A 17,533-nucleotide genomic window follows, 5' to 3' on the forward strand; every position below is an offset into this window, starting at 1 on the left:
TTATCGGGGTGAGAGTGAGTATTGACTGGACCCGCGTTTAAACAGAATGTTCCTCCACCTATGCCGATTCGTTAAACACCAACTGCGCGCGCAACCCACCTTGCTCCCGGTTATAAAGCGCCAACCGACAGCCGATCTTACCCACGATCATTTCGACAATCGCCAAGCCCAGCCCCGCGCCATTGGCATTGCCTCGACTGTAGAAGCGTTCGAACAGGCGCCCCATTTCTGCCTCGTCAATGCCCGGCCCCTGGTCTTCCACACTGAGGCCGTTGGCGCCAATCACCACCTTCACTTCGCTGCCGGCAGGGGAGAAGTTGAGGGCATTGGTCACCAGGTTTTGCAGCGCAATGGCCAAGGCCACCGGTTCGGTTTCAACCCAGCACTCCTCATTGCCTTCCAGCACCAGTTCCACGCCTTTTTCCATGGCCAGCGGGGTCAATTCCGCCAGTTCTTCGCGCACCAGCTCGGTGAGTTGCACAGGGATGCACTTGGGGTTGTGCAGTTGCGGCTCGATACGGGCCATGGTCAGCAACTGGCTGCCGATGCGCGTGGCGCGGTCGACGCCGTTGACCAAAAAGTCCAAGGCCTCGCGGCGTTGCTCGGGTGTCTCGGCGCTTTGGGCGTTCTGTGCATGGATGCGCAAAATCGCCAAGGGCGTGCGCAACTCATGGGCGGCGTCGGCGATGAAGCGGCGTTCACGTTCGAGTAAATCGTCTACCTGGACCAGCAATCGGTTCAACGCGGTCTGCATCGGTTCCAGGTCGTTGGGCAAAGGCTTGAGGTGCAGCGGCTGCAGAGTGTCGGTGTTACGCCCGCGAATCGACAGGGCCATGGCGCGCAAGGGCTTGAGGCCCCAGCCGATGACCAGCCAGATCAACAGCGTCAGCAGCGGCACGCCAATCAACGTGGGCCAGAGGGTGTGACGCATGATGCGCTGGATCACGTCCTGGCGAATGTCATCGCGTTCGCCCACCCAAATGAGCAAGCCTTGCTGCGGGTCGGCGAGGAGGAAAGCGCACCAGTCGTGGCCATTGTCCATCAGGTCATGGGAGCCGAGCGTCGCAGGCGGCACACTGAGGATTGGCGCTTCAGCGGAGCGCACCAACAGTTGGCCGTCCGTGCGCCATATCTGGAACGTCAGGCGTGTTTCATAGGGATGGGCAACGCCCTCCTCGCCCACACGACTCATGGCCTGATCAAACGCCTCATGCAACCGGTCCCAATCGGCGTCGCCGGGGTCGCGTTGGCGCAGTACACCTTGCAGCAGGCGGGCGCTTTGGGCGAGTTGGGCGTCGTAGACTTCTTCGATTTCGTGGTGGCTGTCGCGTAATACCAGCCAACTGATCAGGGCATCGCCCAACAGGATCAGCACCAGCACCGGAACGAGGATGCGCCCCCGCACCGAGTTCATGGCGTGAGCACCAGCACATAGCCAACACCACGCACGGTGCGGATCAGCTCGGTGGATAACTTTTTGCGCAGGTTGTGGATCAACACTTCCAAGGTGTTGCTCTCGACCCGGTCCTGCCAGCCGTACAGCGCACGGGACAAGCGCTCGCGGGTCACGACTTTGCCGGGGCGCACCATCAGTTGATGCAACAGTTGGTACTCCATCGGCGTCACGATGATTTCCCCATCCTGAAAACGCACTTGCTGGGTCGCCGGGTCGAGGCTGATGCCGGCGTGCTCCAGCATCGGTTGCGCGCGGCCCTGGCTGCGGCGCAACAGGGCACGCACGCGAGCCTTGAGTTCCTCGACGTCGAAAGGCTTGACCAGATAGTCGTCAGCGCCCGCATCCAGGCCAGCGATGCGTTCCGCGGTGCCGTCGCGAGCGGTGAGGATCAGCACCGGCAGGTCATGCTGCTCGGCGCGCAGTTGCTGCAACAGGTCGAGACCATCAAGACGTGGCAGGCCCAGATCAAGCAGCAGCAAATCGAAGGCTTCCGTACGCAACGCATGCAAGGCAGCGACGCCGTCGTGCAGCCAATCGAGGGTATAGCCTTCGGCCGCCAAGGCCACGCGAATCCCTTGGCCGAGGGCGCGGTCATCTTCGACAAGGAGTAGGCGCATCACGAAATCTCTGTGGGAAACGGCGGCATCATGCCGGGTTATAGCCAGGAAAATTCCTACAAAGATGTTACGGCTCGTTGCCAACTAAGGTTGCACTAAGGTTGGTTTTGCACTGTGAAACCTCCCACATCTGCTGAGAGCTTTTCCATGCGCAAAATTCTCCTGTTGTCCCTGATTCTCGCCAGCCCACTGGCCATTGCCGGCCCGCAGTGCACCACCGCCGAGCGCTCGCAATGGCAAGACGAAAAAGCCTTCCAGGACAAGCTCAAGGCCGAAGGCTATACCATCAGCAAGTTCAAGGTCACCGACGGCAACTGCTACGAGATCTACGGCTTCGACAAGGACAAACGCAAGGTCGAGATCTACCACGACCCCGTCACCGGCAAAGCCGTGAAGACTGAGATCAAAGGCTGATGCCAGGCGAATCCCTGCGCCTGTGGGACCCGTTGGTGAGGCTGTTTCACCTGTCTATCGCCGGGGTCTTTGTCGCCAACTACTTCTTTAACGAAGCGGGCGACGACTGGCACGTCTGGCTGGGCTATTACGCCATGGCCTGGCTGCTGGTGCGTTTGGTGTGGGGATTTGTCGGACCACGCAGTGCGCGTTGGGCGGATTTCTGGCCGACTCCCAAACGCCTGAATGCCCACGTGCGCTCATTGCTCAATGGCCGGCCGCAACATCGGCTGGGCCATTCGCCGATTGGCGCGCTGGTGATGCTGTTGATGTTACTCGCGCTGCTCACCATCGGATTCAGCGGCTTCCTCATGCAGGAAGTCGATGCCCTGTGGGGCGCCGACTGGCCGCTGCACGTCCATGAAACCGCCGCCAATGCGCTGCTGGGCCTGGTGTGTCTCCACGTGCTGGCCGCGCTGTTTGAAAGTGTCCAGGTGCGCGACAACCTGCCGTTATCCATGCTCACCGGTCGCAGGAAGCGCCTGCCGGATGAACGTGCGCCGTAATCCTTTATCCACAGGTCTCCTATGCGCTCCGCCTTATTGATTTGCAGCCTGTTGGCGGTGTTTTTTGCCGCCTGGCAAAGCCATCCGCCCCATGTGTTGGCGCCATTTGCCCAGGCGAACCCGAATACCGCGAAAGTGGCGGCGGCCCCGCATTACACCAGCCGGTTTGTGTCCACCCAGCTCACCGATTTTGTGCACTCTTCGTCCGTCACCGCCCTGCCCGGCGGCGACTTGATGGCGGTGTGGTTTGCCGGTTCGCGCGAAGGCGCCGCCGATGTGCAGGTGCGCACCGCACGCTTCGATGCCAGCAGCGGCGAATGGGGCGCCGAGCACGTACTGGCGACGCGGGAAAGCACTCGCGACGGCACCCGACGTTATATCCGCAAGCTCGGCAACCCGGTGATTGCGCTGGCGCCAGATAAACGCCTGTGGATGTTTTACGTGTCGGTGTCCGTCGGTGGCTGGGCGGCCAGTGCGATCAATGTGATGGTGTCGGATGACCTTGGCGTCACCTGGTCAGCACCGAGGCAATTGGTGACCTCGCCGTTCTTCAATATCAGCACCCTGGTACGCGCCGCGCCGGTGTTTCATGCCGACGGCTCCATCGGCCTGCCGGTGTATCACGAATTCATGGGCAAGTTTGCCGAGTACCTGTACTTGAGCGCCGACGGGGCGGTGATCGATAAATTCCGCATCAGCCGCGGCAAGCATTCCCTGCAACCGACCATCGTGCCGCTGGACGGCCAACGCGCCGTGGCGATGTTGCGGTACGCGGGCGACACCCATCACCGCGTATTGGCCAGCCGCACCGTTGATGCCGGCAAAACCTGGAGCGAACCGTACCCACTGGAGCCGGCCAACCCCAATTCGTCGTTGGCCGCCGTGGGCACGCAAGATGACGGATTGCTGGTGGCACTCAACGACCTGCAAGACGGCCGCTTCAAACTCAGCCTTTACGGCACAGACGCCCAGCTCAGCCAGTGGCGCACCGTGGTGCAGTTGGACCAATCGCCGGACCCGCTGGGCCAGCCCTTCTCCCCCGAGGCCTACAAGGCAATCATCGGTGAAGGTTTCCGCGCCTCCAGCGGCGCGAAACGCCTGCCCCTGGAACAACGCTTTCTCAGCAGCCTGGACTACCGCGTGTGCAAGCCCGTCGGCTGCGATTTCGAATACGAATACCCGTATTTCAGCCGTAGCCCAGACGGCACCTACCACTTGGTTTATTCGTGGAATAACACCTTTATCAAACATGTCAGCTTCAACGAAGCCTGGCTGGCGGAGCGTCTGTGATGGTTTCGGTGTGGCAGGCCCATTTGAGTTTTGTATTGCTGGGGTTTGTGGCGTTGTGCGCGCTGCGTTTTACCGCTCCGTGGCGGCCGTGGTTGCTGCCGGTGCTGGTGGCCGTGAGTTTCATCCCGATCAACCAACTGCCGCTGGCGGCGTATGTGCGCAGCTTTACCGATGACCTGGCGATCAGCACCTTGGTGTTTTTGGCGTGGGTGGGGTTGTGCCGACTGGGCTTGGTGCAGGCACTCAATCGCCGCCATCAGGTGCAGATGCTGGTGGTGTTCGGGCTGCTGAGCCTGGTGCTGTACCCGGCCACGTTGGGGCTGACGTACTTCGATCCGTATCGCTGGGGGTTCAACCCTCGTCCGATGATTGTGCTGGTGGCGATTGCGGCGCTGGTGATGCTGTGGCTGCGCAATGCGCTGGCGGTATGGATGTTGGCGCTGGGCACGCTGGCGTTCGCGCTGCGGCTCAAGGCGTCGGAAAACTATTGGGACTATCTGGTGGACCCACTGCTGACGGTTTACTGCCTGATCGCCACCGTGGGGTTGCTGGCCAGCGCGGTCTTTTTGAAATGGCAGAGAGGTCAACAATGAGTGCGTTGCAATCACGCCGCTTGCGCTACGGCGTGGGCGCGATCGGGTTGGTGTTTGTGTTGCTGGCGGCGTTGCGCCTGGTATTTGTCGTGGGCTTTTCCGGCCTGGCATTCAACACCCCGCAACTGCTGGAAACCCTGGGCATCGGCCTGCGCTTCGACCTGCGCCTGGCGGTGTTGATCCTGCTGCCGCTGGCGCTCCTGGCCTGGCTGCCACGGTGGAACCTCATCACCCAGCCCGCTCTGCGCTGGCTGGCTCGCGGGTATCTGGTGGTCGCACTGGCCCTGGTGGGCCTCGTCTACATCATCGACTTCGGCCATTACGCCTACCTCGGCGTCCGCATCAACGCAACAGTGCTGCGCTACCTGCAAGACGCGCAGATATCTCAACAGATGGTATGGGAAACCTACCCAGTGCTGTGGATAACCACTTGCTGGCTGGCGGCAGTGGCGCTGTGGGTGTGGGCGCTGGTGTGCCTGGAGCGCCTGACCCTGGATCGACCCAACACCGTCATCGGCAAGTGGACCCTGGCATCGGTCTCGGCGATCGGCATTGTCGTGGTGCTGCTGGCCCTGCTCGGCCGCGTCGCCAACCTGAACCTGGAAAACCCGGTGCCCCTGCGCTGGAGCGATGCGTTCTTCTCCGGCAATAGCCAGGTGGCCGCCGTGGGCCTGAACCCGGTGCTGTTCCTGTACGACACGCTCAAGGTCGGCCAATCGCAATTCGATGAAGCCCAAGTGCGCGAGCATTACCCGCAAATCGCCCACTACCTGGGAGTTGATCAGCCCGACGCGCAGCAACTGAACTTCACCCGCGAACAAGGCGTGCAACCCTACCGACTGGCCAGCGAGCGCCCGCCCAACGTAGTTTTCGTGATGCTTGAATCCCTCGGCACCAGCGCCGTCGGTGCCTACGGCAACCCGCTGAACCCCACGCCAAACCTGGACAAACTCGCCAGCCAGAGCTGGTTCTTCAAACACTTCTACGTACCCGTCACCGGCACCGCCAAGACCGTGTGGGCGAGCATCAGCGGCGTGCCGGACGTGACACGCCAGGAAACCGCCACGCGCAACCCGCTGATCACCCGGCAGCACACGCTGATCAACGCGTTCGAGGGTTACCAGAAGTTCTACATGATCGGCGGCAACGCCGGCTGGGCGAATATCAATGCACTGATCCGCCAGAGCATCGACGGCGTGCAGTTGTATGACGAAAGCCACTGGCGTTCACCACGGGTGGACGTGTGGGGCATTTCCGACCTGGACCTGTTCAAGGAAGGCGACGTGTTGCTGCGCGGCGTGCCCAAGGACCAGCCGTTCTTCGCCTACCTGCAAACCTCCGGCAACCATCGCCCGTTCACCATTCCCAAGCAGAACGACGGTTTCCAGATAAAGGACGTGACCCTGGAACAGGTCCAGGCCGCCGGTTCGCGCAGCGTCGAGCAGTACAACGCGGTACGCCTGTTGGACTACAACATCGGTCGCCTGATGGACATCGCCAAGGCCGGCGGCTGGTATGACAACAGCATCTTTGTGTTCTTTGGTGACCACAACACGCGCATCAGCCAGATCCCGCACATGGCGCCGGCGTTCGAGCAACTGGGTTTGGAGAGTAACAACGTACCGCTGCTGATCCACGCCCCCGGCCTGGAACCTCGGGTGATTGAAGAAGCTGTGGGCCTGGCCGACCTGCTGCCCACCGTGGCGGGCATGGCCGGTATGCCGTTTCGCAACGGCGCGATGGGACGCGACATCCAGCAGCCCGCGCCTGAGGGCGAACGCGTGGTACCGCTGGTGTTGCGCGAAGGGACTTTCCCGATCATTGGCGGCGTAACAAAGGACTTCCTGTTGCAGATGCAGCACGACGGTAGTTCACCGACATTGCATGACCTGGCGTCGCAAACCCCGCGAGACGACGTGGCCGAACAACACCCTGAAGAGTTTCAGCGCTTGCAGGGGCTGACCCGAGGGCTGCATGAGAGTGCGCGATTGATGCTGTTCAGAAACGTACGCGAGTGATCATTTGGGTTGAAAGGTTTCCAGATAGGCCAGGATGTTTTCGATTTTCTCCTGATCACTGATGCCCCAGAAAATCATGCGCGTGCCGCTCACCACTTTCTTCGGTGCTTCGATGTAGGCGGCGAGTTTGTCCCGGGTCCAGACCACGCCGGAGTTTTTCATCGCGTCGGAGTACTGATAGTCCGTGGTGGTCCCGGCGGGCCTTCCGATGATGCCGTTGAGTTCTGGCCCGAACCCACCTCGCGCACCTTCGCCGATGCTGTGGCAACCGCCGCAGGTCTTGGTGAAGAGCTTGCCGCCGGCCTCGGCGTCGCCGGCGGCGAAGGCGGGGCTTGTGGTGAGGATCAGGGCGAGGGTCATCAAAGCACGGTACTTCATGGGGACTCCATTTCTAGATCAGTTCTGGAACCAAAGGGTCGCGGATAAACATATCAATCCTTGAGCACGTAGAAGCGAGCCCTGCACTTTACCGGATAGCACCTCTGAAACGACCATCCATCGCCCCATAGATATCCAATCGAACCTATATAGACGTGTTCTACTCCACCTCTATGAACCCTGATGGTGGAGTAAGGATCATGGCTCAGCCATCGATTTTAGTGTTGGAAGACGACGAGATCATTCGATCGTTAATGGTGGATGTACTGGAGGATTTCGGCGCGCTGGTGACGTCGTTTCCTTCGGCGGATGAAGGGATGATTTACCTGGAACGGGGCGATGATCCGGTGGACTTGATTGTCAGTGATATCCAGATGCCGGGATTGCTCAATGGTTATGACTTGAGCCGGGTGGTGGCCCATCGTTGGCCAACGGTGCCGGTGCTGCTGACCTCCGGCAACACTAAACTGGCGGCTCAACTGGGAGGCTCCGTACGGTTTCTACCCAAACCGTGGAGTGCCGAGATTTTGCTGGAGTGTGTGCAAACGGCGCTGACCCAACAGGGGTCGTCCATGCATTGATAGCGTCACGACATCATTTATACCGAACTTCAGGGCAAACGCTGCGGTCATTAATGAGCAAGGAGCGACTTTTCTGATCCGCTGGTCAGCCTTTTCGCCTTGTGCGTACAGAATAAGGCTTTGAGGTGTGTAGAATCGTCGCCCATTTCCACGCGTCATTCATGGCCGAGAGGCCCACAGTTCGAGCTCATTGAATGCATTCACAGGCCCATGACGTTGGTGCGCCCTCATTGCTGGAAGCGTTGCGCACAGGCACGGCCCTGTTGCATGTGGCGCTGGAAAAGCGCCTGCCGTTTTTCTCCGAGCAACTGGATGCCGATTGGTACCAGCGCTTACTCCAGGCGTATTACGGTTTTTATGGCCCAGTCGAGTCAGCACTGTACGACAGTGGCTTGATTCCTGACGGCTATGACTGCGCGTTGCGTGTGAAAACGCCGACGCTGGTCAGTGATCTCAATGCCTTGGGCCTGGATGACCGAGCTGTCGACACCCTGCCCCGTTGCCTTGAACTCCCCACGTTCGACACCCCCGCTGCCTGCCTGGGCGCCTTGTATGTACTCGAAGGCGCGACCCTGGGCGGCCAAGTACTGCGCCGGGAAATGGACCAGCGCCTGAACGTGAATGCCGACAACGGCGGTGCGTTTCTCAATATCTACGGGGTAGAGACCGGCCGACGCTGGAAAGACTTTCTTGATTACCTGGGCAACCAGCCACTCGACGCGCCAGCCAAACAGCGCGCAGTGGACGCTGCCCGATCAACATTCAGCTGCTTTGAGCAATGGCTCGACAGCCAGGAGGTACTGCTATGAAACCCGAAGATTTTGAAGAGCTGCTTGCCAACTGTGCCGACGAGCCCATCCGTTTCCCCGGCGCCATCCAGCCCCACGGCGTGCTGCTGACGTTGTCGGAGCCGGACCTGAACATCATCCAGGTCAGCGCCAACGTCGCCACTTTGTTCGGCCATGCCGCCGAGGCGTTGCTGGGCCAGCCACTGCACACGCTTGTAGGCGCAGAGCGCGCCAAGGCGGTTGCCGACATGGCGCAAAACAATACGTTTTTCGATGCGCCGCCCTTGCACGTCATGTTTAACGGCGCGGAATTCGAAGGCCTGTTGCATCGCCATCAGCAGGTGCTGGTACTGGAGTTCGAGCCGCTGCTCAAGGATTTCCGCCCACGGGCGCTGAATGGTCGCACCAGTGACCTGGGCAAAATGCTGCAGCGCTTGCAGTCGGCGAAAACCCTGCAAGCACTGTACGAAATCAGCGTGAATGAAATCCAGGCCATGACCGGGTACGACCGGGTACTCATCTATCGCTTCGAAGACGAAGGCCATGGCCAAGTGATCGCCGAAGCGTCGGCACCGTCTATGGAACTGTTCAACGGGTTGTTCTTCCCCGCGTCCGACATCCCGGAGCAAGCCCGTGAGCTGTATCGCACCAATTGGCTACGCATCATCCCGAACGCGGCCTACGAGCCTGTGCCTCTGCTGCCCAAGCTGCGCCCGGACACCGGCCAGCCGTTGGACTTGAGCTTCGCCACCCTGCGCAGCGTGTCGCCGATTCATTGCCAGTACATGCAGAACATGGGTGTGTTGTCGTCCATGAGTATCTCGCTGATGAAGGGCGACAAACTGTGGGGCCTGATCAGCTGCGGCAACCGTGAGCCGTTGCTGGTGCCCAATGACCTGCGCACAGCCTGCCAAACCATCGGCCAGGTGCTGTCGCTGCAGATCAGCGCCATGGAAGCCCTGGACCTGAGCCGTCAGCGTGAAGAGAAAGTCGAGGCCCTGGCCTTGCTCGACCAGGCGATGAAGCGCTCGGAAGAAAACGTGTTCGACGGGCTGGCACAGCAAGGTCAGTTACTGATGGACCTGACCCTGTCCGGCGGTGTGGCGATCATCGAAGACAAGCAACTGCACCGCTACGGTAACTGCCCGGAGCCGGCGCAGATCCGTGCCTTGCACAAGTGGCTGCAAGAAGGTGGCGAGCCGGTGTTCTCCAGCCATAACCTGTCGTCGGTGTACCCGCCGGCCGTCGAGTTCCAACAGGTAGCCAGTGGCGTGCTGGCGATGAGTCTGCCCAAGCCTGTGGATAACGGCGTGCTGTGGTTCCGCCCGGAAGTGAAAGAGAACATCAACTGGAGCGGCGACCCAAAAAAACCGCTGGACCTGGAAAACTCCGACGCCGGCCTGCGCCTTCGCCCACGCACCTCGTTTGAAATCTGGAAGGTGGAAATGGCCGGCATCTCCACCAAGTGGAGCCATGGCGACCACTTTGCCGCCAATGACCTGCGCCGCTCGGCCCTGGAAAACGACCTGGCTCGCCAGGTGCTGCGCGAGCAACAAGCCGTGCGCGCCCGCGATGAGCTGGTGGCAGTGGTGTCCCACGACCTGCGCAACCCGATGACGGTCATCTCCATGCTGTGCGGCATGATGCAGAAGGCCTTCAGTTCCGATGGCCCACACACGTCGCGGCGGATTTCCTCGGCCATCGACACCATGCAACAGGCCGCCGGACGTATGAACGTGCTGCTGGAAGACTTGCTCGACACCTCGAAAATCGAGGCCGGGCGCTATGTGGTGCGGCCGGTGATCCTGGATGTGAGCCAGATTTTCGACGAGGCCTACTCGTTGCTGGCGCCCCTGGCGATGGAGAAAGGCATCGATCTGTCGTTCAACGCCGAACCGGGCCTGCAAATCAATGCCGACCCGGAGCGCCTGTTCCAGGTGCTGTCGAACCTGATCGGCAACGCCATCAAGTTCACTCCGCGCCAGGGCAACATCGGGATCAGCGCCATGAGCAATGGCGAAGAAATCGTGTTCTCGGTGCGCGATTCCGGCGAAGGTATTGCGCCGGAACAACTGCCTCACGTGTTCGACCGCTACTGGACCCAGGCGGAAAACAACCCGACCGGCAGCGGGCTGGGGTTGTACATCACACAAGGCATCGTCCAGGCCCATGGCGGCAAGATTGTTGCCGAAAGTGAGGTGGGCCGTGGCAGCGAGTTTCGATTTACGGTGCCGAAGGTGATTGACGACTCACATACCTGAATGAACGGCTCCGGGGGCTGATTGCTATTCTGTGAGAAACCGGTCGTCGGTGGTGAGCGGGCTTGTTGTGGTGAGCCGGCTTGCCCCGCTCACCACAAGATCCTCGCTTGCCACGTTTAAATGGGCAACACCACCACCGCCTCCAACCCTCCACCCTGGCGCTCGGCCAGGGTCAAGGTGCCGCCATGTTCCAGCACAATCGCCCGAGCGGTAGAGAGCCCCAAGCCAACACCGCCCGTGCTTTTGTTGCGTGACCCTTCAAGGCGATAGAACGGCAGGAACACCTGCTCACGATGCTCAACGGGAATGCCTGGCCCGCGATCCAGTACTCGAACCACCACCTCTCCATTCTTCTGCTGCAACTCGATCTGCGGCGCGGTGCCGTAGTGAATCGCGTTGTCCATCAGGTTAGTCATCACGCGTTTGAGGCCCAGCGGACGGCCGAAATACACCAGGCGCGGCGGGCCGCAAAAGGTCAGTTCGATGGCTTGGTCACGGTAGTCGTCGATCAGGGTTTGCAGTAATTCCGCCAGGTCCAGTTGGGTGGCTTGTTCCAGCCGGGCGTCATCGCGGAAAAACTCCAGAGCGGTGTTGATCATGGCCTGCATTTCGTCCACGTCACGAAACAGCTTTTGCTGTTGATCAGCGTCCTCGATGAACTCACCGCGCAGACGCAGCCGGGTCAGCGGCGCACGCAAGTCGTGGGAAATGGCGGCGAGCATTTGGGTGCGGTCCTGGATGAAATGCCGTAGTTGCGCTTGCATGCTGTTGAAGGCGAGGATCGCCTGGCGGATTTCGTGCGGGCCGACCGGCTCGATGGGCGGCGCCCGAAAGTCGGCACCAAAGCGCCGCGCGCCCTGAGTGAAGTGCTGCAGAGGTCGGGCCAGGCGACGGGTCGCGACCAGGGTGACCAGCGCGGTCGAGATCAGCACCAGCAGCGCCACGATCAGGCTACGTGCACCATCGTCCAGCCCCCAACTGCGCGACGGCGCGCTGAACATCAGCCAGGATTGGTCGGCCAGTCGCACCAGCAGCGCGTAGCGGCCATTGCCGTCGGGCCAGTCAGACGGTTCATACGCCTCCATCGGACGAGGTGGGCCCTGGAGCAGGTGCTTGAAGGCCTGCTCGCCCGAGTGAAAGTCGGGGTCGGCCAGAACGGGCAACCCCAAGGCCTGGCGCTGGGCGGCCCACGTCACCGTGAACCCTTCGTCACCGACTGCTTGGGCCAAATGTGAACGTTGCGACGGTTCGGAGGCCTCGACCACGCGCACCACCACGGCGATCCTTTCCAACAACCCGATTTCGGTCAGTGGGGGTCGGGCCCATACCCCTGCCAGTTGCACGAACAAAGCGTTGAACGCCAGCGCAGTCAACATCGCAATCAGGATGGTCAGCGCGATCCAGCGCGCCACGGTGTCGCTCGGACGCAGCTTCATGAACGGGTCACGCTGGCGGTGAATTGGTAGCCACCGTTGCGCACCGTGCGAATCATCGCCGGGCGCTTGGTATCGAATTCCAGCTTGCGACGCAGGCGGCTCACTTGCACGTCGATGCTGCGGTCGAATGCATCATGGCTGTGGCCGCGCGCCAGGTTCAGCAGTTGTTCGCGACTGAGCACCCGTTGCGGGTGTTCGACAAACACCAGCAGCAGGTCAAACTCGCCGGACGACAATGGGATCATCACTTGGTCGGGCGAACGCAGTTCGCGGCGCGTGAGGTCCAGTTGCCAGCCGGCAAAACGGATCAGCGGGCGCGCGGCATCGCCCAAGGGCGGCCGGCTCTCCCCCGCCCGGCGCAACACCGCACGCACTCGGGCCAGCAATTCTCGCGCGTCGAAAGGCTTGCTCAGGTAATCATCGGCACCCATTTCCAGGCCCACAACACGGTCACTGAGTTCGCCCATGGCGGTGAGCATGATCACCGGCGTGGCGTATTGCTGCCGCAGGCGCTGGCACAACAGCAAGCCGTTGTCGCCGGGGAGCATCAGGTCGAGGATGATCAGGTCGGCGGGCTGGCGCTCCATGGCCGCCCACAGTTCGATGCCACTGGCCACGGTCTCGACCGTATAGCCGTGTTGCAGGAAAAATTTCTTCAGTAGGGCGAGGACTTCAAGGTCATCGTCCACGATCAACAGGTTGCTCACCGACGGTCTTCACTGGGCTGGGACAAGGTGCCATCTAAAACCATTCGGCGCGGCCCGTCATATATTTCAACCCTGCAATAAAGCGTCAACGACGCAATAAACCAGACATCTTTGCGCAAGGCCGCAATGCCAGCATCGGCCTCCCTTTTGCGGAGACTGTGCCCATGCGCTCGCTGACCTACCCCCAGCATCTGGCCCGCCAGGCCGTGCTGTTGCTGACTGTGTCTTACCTGACGGGCTGTGCGAGCCCGGCGCCCGTAACGCCCACCACGCAATGTGCACAGGTGAACTACCCGGTGTATGACCCGGCCGAACCGGTCAACCGGGGGGTGTTTGCCTTCAACCGTGCGGTGGACGACTACGCCCTGGCTCCCGTGGCTCGCGGCTACCGTTACCTGCCGGATTTTTTCCAGCAGGGTGTGCATAACTTCGCGAGCAACTTCAGCGAGCCGAAGGTGTTTATCCATGATCTGCTGCAAGGCAACCCGCGACGTTCGGTCAATACCCTGGTGCGTTTCGCAGTGAACACGACGGTGGGCGTTGTGGGGTTGTTCGACGTGTCAGACCGCCTGGGCATCCCGCGCCACACAGCAGACTTCGGCCAGACATTCGGCGTGTGGGGCATGGGCAGCGGCCCCATTGTCGAATTGCCCTTGCTGGGCACCAGCAACAGCCGGGACGCAGCAGGCAAGGTCTTGAGCTTCCTGGTCTCGCCGCTGGGCGACAGCGATACGGTACAGACCCTGGGCACTCTCAGCCTGGTCGGCGGTACGGTCGATACGCGGGCATCGCTCTTGCCGCTCACCGACAGCCTGCAGAAACTGCCGGATTACTACAGCGCGTTGCGTAATGTGGTGGCGGAAAATCGGGCAGCGTTTGTGCGGGAAGGCAAGCAAGGCGCTACATCTCCCGGTCTAGACAGTTGCGCGAATGGCGCCTCTGACGACTTTTGAAAAAAGGCGCCAACGCCAGTCATATCTTGCAGCAGCGCGTTTATAGCCGGTCTTTTTCACCCTCTATAGGTTTGATCTCACTTCGCTGCGAAAGGTGAAGTAATCCTCTACTCCTATAGAAGGAAACATCCATGCTTAGCGCAATCAATCACTCACTGGGCAACTTTCAATACCCCCCACTGCAGCAGGATGATGCAGAGCCCCAGCGCAGGAAGCGCAGCATTGACGAAACACAACTGAACGCCGCTGACCCTGATCGCACCAGGAACAGTGACCGACGCAGAAACGGCGGTGGGATGGACAGCCTGGGTGGAGGCCGAGTGCTGTAACCACCTCATGCGAAGGGCAGTGCACGGCCCTTCGTACTCTCCCTTAACAAAACCATGACATTCACTGGATTAATCTTTGCGGTCCAATCCCGCCTGGAAACCTTGCCTGCATGCCGCTCACCGACACACTGCCCGCCGTACTGGCTGGCCCACTGTTGCGACGCCTCGAACCTCGGCGCCTGGTGTTGTGGCTGGTGGGGAGCCGAGCACTCGAATTGACGCTGAAGCTGCATCTGCCTGCCCGAATCCTGGAGGTCCCCTTGGACAACTGCCAGGTCGTACCCGTGGGGCGCCATGCCTTTATCCACCTGATTGATGTGCCGTTGGACGAAGCGCTGCCCCTGGACGTGGCGATCAGCTACGACCTGCGGTTTGACAACACCGGCATCGCCGACTGGGCACCGCACCTGCTGTACGCCAATACCCAATTCCCAAGTTTCGTTTTGCACAGCCGCATCCATCAATTGGTCCATGGCTCCTGCCGCAAACCCCATCACACAGCCGGCGAGGGGCTGCTGTGTGTCGACCGACTGTTGGCCGACGCCCAAAGCCCGAGCGACCGCCCGGCCCTGCTGATGATGAGTGGCGACCAGGTCTACGCCGATGATGTCGCCGGGCCAATGTTGCGGGCGATTCACGCATTGATCGCACGCCTGGGCCTGTTCGACGAATGCCTGGAAGGCGCCGTAATCGATGACAGCGCCAGCCTCTATGAACATCACGCCAGTTATTACCATCGCGCCGACTTGCTGCCGGCGTTGGACAGCAACGAAACCCTGCGCGAACGCTTTTTTGGGGGCGTGAAAAAACCAATTTTCACCAGCAGCACCGCCGACAACCACCTGGTGACGTTTGCCGAAGTCATCGCGATGTACTTGCTGGTGTGGTCGCCAACGCCCTGGACACTGATCGCGCCTCAACCGCCGCATCTGAATACAGAACGACAGCAGCGTTACGCCCGTGAACAGGTGCAGATAGAGCGATTTCGCGATGGCCTGCCAGGCGTCGCGCGGGTCTTCGCCCACCTGTCCACCTTGATGATCTTTGATGATCACGACATCACCGATGACTGGAACCTCAGCGCCCAATGGGAAGAGACCGCCTACGGCCATCCCTTCTCCAAGCGCATCATCGGCAACGCCCTGCTGGCTTACCTGCTGTGCCAAGGCTGGGGCAACCAACCGGATGCATTCGGCGAACTGGTCAGCCAGACACAGGCGCTCACTGCTCAGCCCCAAGCCAACCATCTCGACGCCACGGCGCAGGATGAACTGCTCGAAACACTGCTGAAATTCCAACGCTGGCACTACGTACTGCCTACCACCCCTGCCTTGGTGGTACTCGACACCCGCACCCGCCGCTGGCGCAGCGAGTTCACCCTCAAGCAACCGTCCGGCCTGCTGGACTGGGAAGCCTTGAGCGAACTGCAACAGGAGCTGCTGGATCATCCCTCGGCCATCATCGTCTCGCCCGCACCGATCTTTGGCGTCAAGCTGATCGAGACGGTGCAGAAAGTCTTCAGCTGGTGCGGCCACCCCTTGCTGGTGGACGCGGAAAACTGGATGGCCCATCGCGGCGCTGCACAGGTGATCCTCAATATCTTCCGTCACTCACGCACGCCAGGTAACTACGTGATCCTCTCAGGTGACGTGCACTACTCGTTCGTCTACGAAGTGCTGATCCGCCATCGCAACGCCGGCCCCAGGATCTGGCAGATCACCAGCAGCGGTATCAAGAACGAATTCCCACCACGGTTACTGGAGTGGTTCGACCGCCTCAACCGCTGGCTCTACTCACCCCGCTCGCCTCTCAACTGGTTCACGCGCCGCCGTACCATGCAGGTGGTGCCACATATTCCTGAGCATGCCGAAGCCGGTGAGCGGTTATGGAATTCTGCGGGGATCGGCCAGGTGTTTTTCAATGAAAGAGGTCAGCCTGAAGCGATTTACCAGCACAATGCGGACGGGAAGGTGCCGACGAGGATGACGGCCCCAAAATAATAGCCTTTAGCCATCAGTCGTAAGCCGTACATCTGCCCTATTCAAAGCCTCCAGCCCCCGTTGTACAGTAGCCCCAGCCACGGAGTATCGGCGACAACAATGGCGGGCCTCAGGTGCCCGGCTACGCAAGGGAATGCGCAGATGGACGATGCCTCCGACAATAACCCGTTGAAGCAGGATTTCTCTCACTTCAATGCCGACATGCTGCACACCGTCCTGGAACTGGTCAGCGACGGGATCTGGGACTGGAACGCCAATACCGGGTTCGTCTACCGCAACCCAGGCTGGTACGCGATGCTGGGCTATCACCGCCATGCGCTGGAGAACAGCGTGTTCACCTGGGAGAGCGTGATCCACCCGGATGACTATCCCCACGTGATGAAGGTATTCGACGACTACATCCACCGCCGCGCGCCCCACTACCAGGCCGAGTACCGTTGTCGCAAAAAAGATGGCAGTTACCTGTGGATCGAAGATCGGGGTTATGTCATTGCGCGCAATGTGGATGGCTCGGTGGCGCGCATGGTAGGCGCCCACCGTGATATTCATCTCAGAAAATGCTCCGTTGAACAGTTGGAGCAGCGTAATCAGTCCCTTGAAGCCCTGGTGGCCGAACGCACGCGCGAGCTGTCGCGGGTCAATCAGCAGTTGCAGCTACAGTTGGATGAAAACCGCTCCCTCGCCGAAAGGGATGCCCTGACCCTGGTCGCCAATCGCTACCGCCTGGAAAAAGTGTTGCTGGAAGAGTGCGACCGCGCCCAGCGCTTTCGCCTGCCACTGGTGCTGATTGCGATGGATATCGACGACTTCAAGTCGATCAATGACCGATACGGCCACGGTGTGGGCGATCAGACGCTGGTGCAGGTGGTTGAATGCCTGCAAAGCTGTATCCGCCCAGGTGACCTGCTGGCCCGATGGGGCGGCGATGAGTTTGTGTTGGTCTTGCCCAAAACCTCGCTGGAGATCGCCAAGACAATGGCGGCGAGTATCCGTTTGAAGTTGAAGAACAGTCCGCACCGGGACGACTTCAAGGTCACCTTGAGCCTGGGCGTGGCCGAGCGTCAAACGGATGAGTCCCCCGCCGCCTTGATCGCGCGCGCCGATCAGGCGTTGTATCGCGCCAAGGCAGCAGGGAAGGATGGGGTGTCCGAATGACACCCCAGTGTG

16 protein-coding genes are annotated in these 17,533 nt (G+C 60.7%); 11 read left to right on the forward strand and 5 right to left on the reverse strand.

Annotated features, from left to right (window positions below; all coding sequences use genetic code 11):
* Nucleotides 1–58 precede the first annotated feature (58 nt).
* Both OZ428_RS27945 and OZ428_RS27950 read right to left on the reverse strand, forming a co-directional pair.
* Complete coding sequence (locus tag OZ428_RS27945) at nt 59–1,414, reverse strand: sensor histidine kinase (RefSeq protein WP_269131964.1); 1,356 nt, start codon at nt 1,412–1,414, stop codon at nt 59–61.
* Nucleotides 1,411–2,073 (reverse strand): response regulator, encoded by a 663-nt coding sequence (locus tag OZ428_RS27950; protein ID WP_033896241.1) that lies wholly within the window; start codon nt 2,071–2,073, stop codon nt 1,411–1,413. The genes OZ428_RS27945 and OZ428_RS27950 overlap by 4 nt, the downstream gene beginning before the upstream one ends.
* 147 nt (nt 2,074–2,220) lie before the next feature.
* Here OZ428_RS27950 and OZ428_RS27955 point away from each other — a divergent pair, with 147 nt between their 5' ends.
* From OZ428_RS27955 to OZ428_RS27975, 5 genes are read left to right on the forward strand one after another with little or no spacing between them, the layout of a single operon-like run.
* Nucleotides 2,221–2,487 (forward strand): PepSY domain-containing protein, encoded by a 267-nt coding sequence (locus tag OZ428_RS27955; RefSeq protein ID WP_033896240.1) that lies wholly within the window; start codon nt 2,221–2,223, stop codon nt 2,485–2,487.
* Nucleotides 2,487–3,032: a cytochrome b/b6 domain-containing protein gene (locus OZ428_RS27960; protein WP_269131965.1), complete on the forward strand. Its 546-nt coding sequence runs from the start codon at nt 2,487–2,489 to the stop codon at nt 3,030–3,032. The genes OZ428_RS27955 and OZ428_RS27960 overlap by 1 nt, the downstream gene beginning before the upstream one ends.
* Nucleotides 3,033–3,053: 21 nt before the next feature.
* Nucleotides 3,054–4,322, forward strand: coding sequence for a sialidase family protein (locus OZ428_RS27965; protein WP_269131966.1), 1,269 nt, complete (start codon nt 3,054–3,056; stop codon nt 4,320–4,322).
* Entirely contained in the window at nt 4,322–4,915 is a 594-nt protein-coding gene (locus OZ428_RS27970; protein ID WP_269131967.1) for a hypothetical protein, read from the forward strand. The genes OZ428_RS27965 and OZ428_RS27970 overlap by 1 nt, the downstream gene beginning before the upstream one ends.
* A complete protein-coding gene (locus OZ428_RS27975) occupies nt 4,912–6,933 on the forward strand; it encodes an LTA synthase family protein (RefSeq protein ID WP_269131968.1) in 2,022 nt (673 codons plus the stop codon). Before OZ428_RS27970 ends, OZ428_RS27975 begins: the two co-directional genes overlap by 4 nt.
* Here the strand turns inward: OZ428_RS27975 and OZ428_RS27980 are convergent, their stop codons facing one another.
* On the reverse strand, nt 6,934–7,311 hold the full coding sequence (locus tag OZ428_RS27980) for a c-type cytochrome (protein WP_028617863.1): 378 nt from the start codon (nt 7,309–7,311) through the stop codon (nt 6,934–6,936).
* 200 nt (nt 7,312–7,511) lie between these two features.
* On the opposite strand from OZ428_RS27980, the gene OZ428_RS27985 reads away from it, so the two are divergent.
* From OZ428_RS27985 to OZ428_RS27995, 3 genes are all read left to right on the forward strand, one after another.
* Nucleotides 7,512–7,892, forward strand: a complete 381-nt coding sequence (locus OZ428_RS27985; RefSeq protein WP_016979625.1) for a response regulator — start codon at nt 7,512–7,514, stop codon at nt 7,890–7,892.
* Nucleotides 7,893–8,086: 194 nt separating this feature from the next.
* Nucleotides 8,087–8,701 (forward strand): biliverdin-producing heme oxygenase, encoded by a 615-nt coding sequence (locus OZ428_RS27990; RefSeq protein WP_269131969.1) that lies wholly within the window; start codon nt 8,087–8,089, stop codon nt 8,699–8,701.
* Nucleotides 8,698–10,941, forward strand: a complete 2,244-nt coding sequence (locus OZ428_RS27995; protein ID WP_269131970.1) for an ATP-binding protein — start codon at nt 8,698–8,700, stop codon at nt 10,939–10,941. The genes OZ428_RS27990 and OZ428_RS27995 overlap by 4 nt, the downstream gene beginning before the upstream one ends.
* A gap of 116 nt (nt 10,942–11,057) precedes the next feature.
* Here the strand turns inward: OZ428_RS27995 and OZ428_RS28000 are convergent, their stop codons facing one another.
* A complete protein-coding gene (locus OZ428_RS28000) occupies nt 11,058–12,377 on the reverse strand; it encodes a sensor histidine kinase (RefSeq protein WP_269131971.1) in 1,320 nt (439 codons plus the stop codon).
* Nucleotides 12,374–13,084, reverse strand: a complete 711-nt coding sequence (locus OZ428_RS28005) for a response regulator (protein ID WP_033896231.1) — start codon at nt 13,082–13,084, stop codon at nt 12,374–12,376. The genes OZ428_RS28000 and OZ428_RS28005 overlap by 4 nt, the downstream gene beginning before the upstream one ends.
* A gap of 164 nt (nt 13,085–13,248) precedes the next feature.
* Between OZ428_RS28005 and OZ428_RS28010 the strand changes: the two genes are divergently transcribed.
* The 3 genes from OZ428_RS28010 to OZ428_RS28020 all read left to right on the forward strand — a co-directional run bounded on the left by OZ428_RS28010 (nt 13,249) and on the right by OZ428_RS28020 (nt 17,521).
* On the forward strand, nt 13,249–14,037 hold the full coding sequence (locus OZ428_RS28010; protein ID WP_269131972.1) for an MlaA family lipoprotein: 789 nt from the start codon (nt 13,249–13,251) through the stop codon (nt 14,035–14,037).
* Nucleotides 14,038–14,476: 439 nt separating this feature from the next.
* Nucleotides 14,477–16,366 (forward strand): alkaline phosphatase D family protein, encoded by a 1,890-nt coding sequence (locus OZ428_RS28015; protein WP_269131973.1) that lies wholly within the window; start codon nt 14,477–14,479, stop codon nt 16,364–16,366.
* A 141-nt stretch (nt 16,367–16,507) separates the two neighbouring features.
* The gene (locus OZ428_RS28020) at nt 16,508–17,521 is read left to right on the forward strand and encodes a sensor domain-containing diguanylate cyclase (protein WP_269131974.1); all 1,014 of its coding nucleotides are present in this window, start codon (nt 16,508–16,510) and stop codon (nt 17,519–17,521) included.
* Nucleotides 17,522–17,533: the final 12 nt, after the last annotated feature.

Origin of the sequence: Pseudomonas sp. GXZC, from assembly GCF_026967615.1 — a bacterium.
GTDB lineage: Bacteria > Pseudomonadota > Gammaproteobacteria > Pseudomonadales > Pseudomonadaceae > Aquipseudomonas > Aquipseudomonas azotoformans_A.

Excerpts from the sequence above, each read along its gene's own strand:
- OZ428_RS27995 (WP_269131970.1), top strand. The coding sequence starts at position 8,698 with ATGAAACCCGAAGATTTTGAAGAGCTGCTTGCCAACTGTGCCGACGAG.
- OZ428_RS27960 (WP_269131965.1), top strand. The coding sequence starts at position 2,487 with ATGCCAGGCGAATCCCTGCGCCTGTGGGACCCGTTGGTGAGGCTGTTT.
- OZ428_RS27970 (WP_269131967.1), top strand. The coding sequence starts at position 4,322 with ATGGTTTCGGTGTGGCAGGCCCATTTGAGTTTTGTATTGCTGGGGTTT.
- OZ428_RS28020 (WP_269131974.1), top strand. The coding sequence starts at position 16,508 with ATGGACGATGCCTCCGACAATAACCCGTTGAAGCAGGATTTCTCTCAC.
- OZ428_RS27965 (WP_269131966.1), top strand. The coding sequence starts at position 3,054 with ATGCGCTCCGCCTTATTGATTTGCAGCCTGTTGGCGGTGTTTTTTGCC.
- OZ428_RS27950 (WP_033896241.1), bottom strand. The coding sequence starts at position 2,073 with ATGCGCCTACTCCTTGTCGAAGATGACCGCGCCCTCGGCCAAGGGATT.
- OZ428_RS27990 (WP_269131969.1), top strand. The coding sequence starts at position 8,087 with ATGCATTCACAGGCCCATGACGTTGGTGCGCCCTCATTGCTGGAAGCG.
- OZ428_RS27955 (WP_033896240.1), top strand. The coding sequence starts at position 2,221 with ATGCGCAAAATTCTCCTGTTGTCCCTGATTCTCGCCAGCCCACTGGCC.
- OZ428_RS28015 (WP_269131973.1), top strand. The coding sequence starts at position 14,477 with ATGCCGCTCACCGACACACTGCCCGCCGTACTGGCTGGCCCACTGTTG.
- OZ428_RS27980 (WP_028617863.1), bottom strand. The coding sequence starts at position 7,311 with ATGAAGTACCGTGCTTTGATGACCCTCGCCCTGATCCTCACCACAAGC.
- OZ428_RS28000 (WP_269131971.1), bottom strand. The coding sequence starts at position 12,377 with ATGAAGCTGCGTCCGAGCGACACCGTGGCGCGCTGGATCGCGCTGACC.
- OZ428_RS28010 (WP_269131972.1), top strand. The coding sequence starts at position 13,249 with ATGCGCTCGCTGACCTACCCCCAGCATCTGGCCCGCCAGGCCGTGCTG.
- OZ428_RS27975 (WP_269131968.1), top strand. The coding sequence starts at position 4,912 with ATGAGTGCGTTGCAATCACGCCGCTTGCGCTACGGCGTGGGCGCGATC.
- OZ428_RS27945 (WP_269131964.1), bottom strand. The coding sequence starts at position 1,414 with ATGAACTCGGTGCGGGGGCGCATCCTCGTTCCGGTGCTGGTGCTGATC.
- OZ428_RS27985 (WP_016979625.1), top strand. The coding sequence starts at position 7,512 with ATGGCTCAGCCATCGATTTTAGTGTTGGAAGACGACGAGATCATTCGA.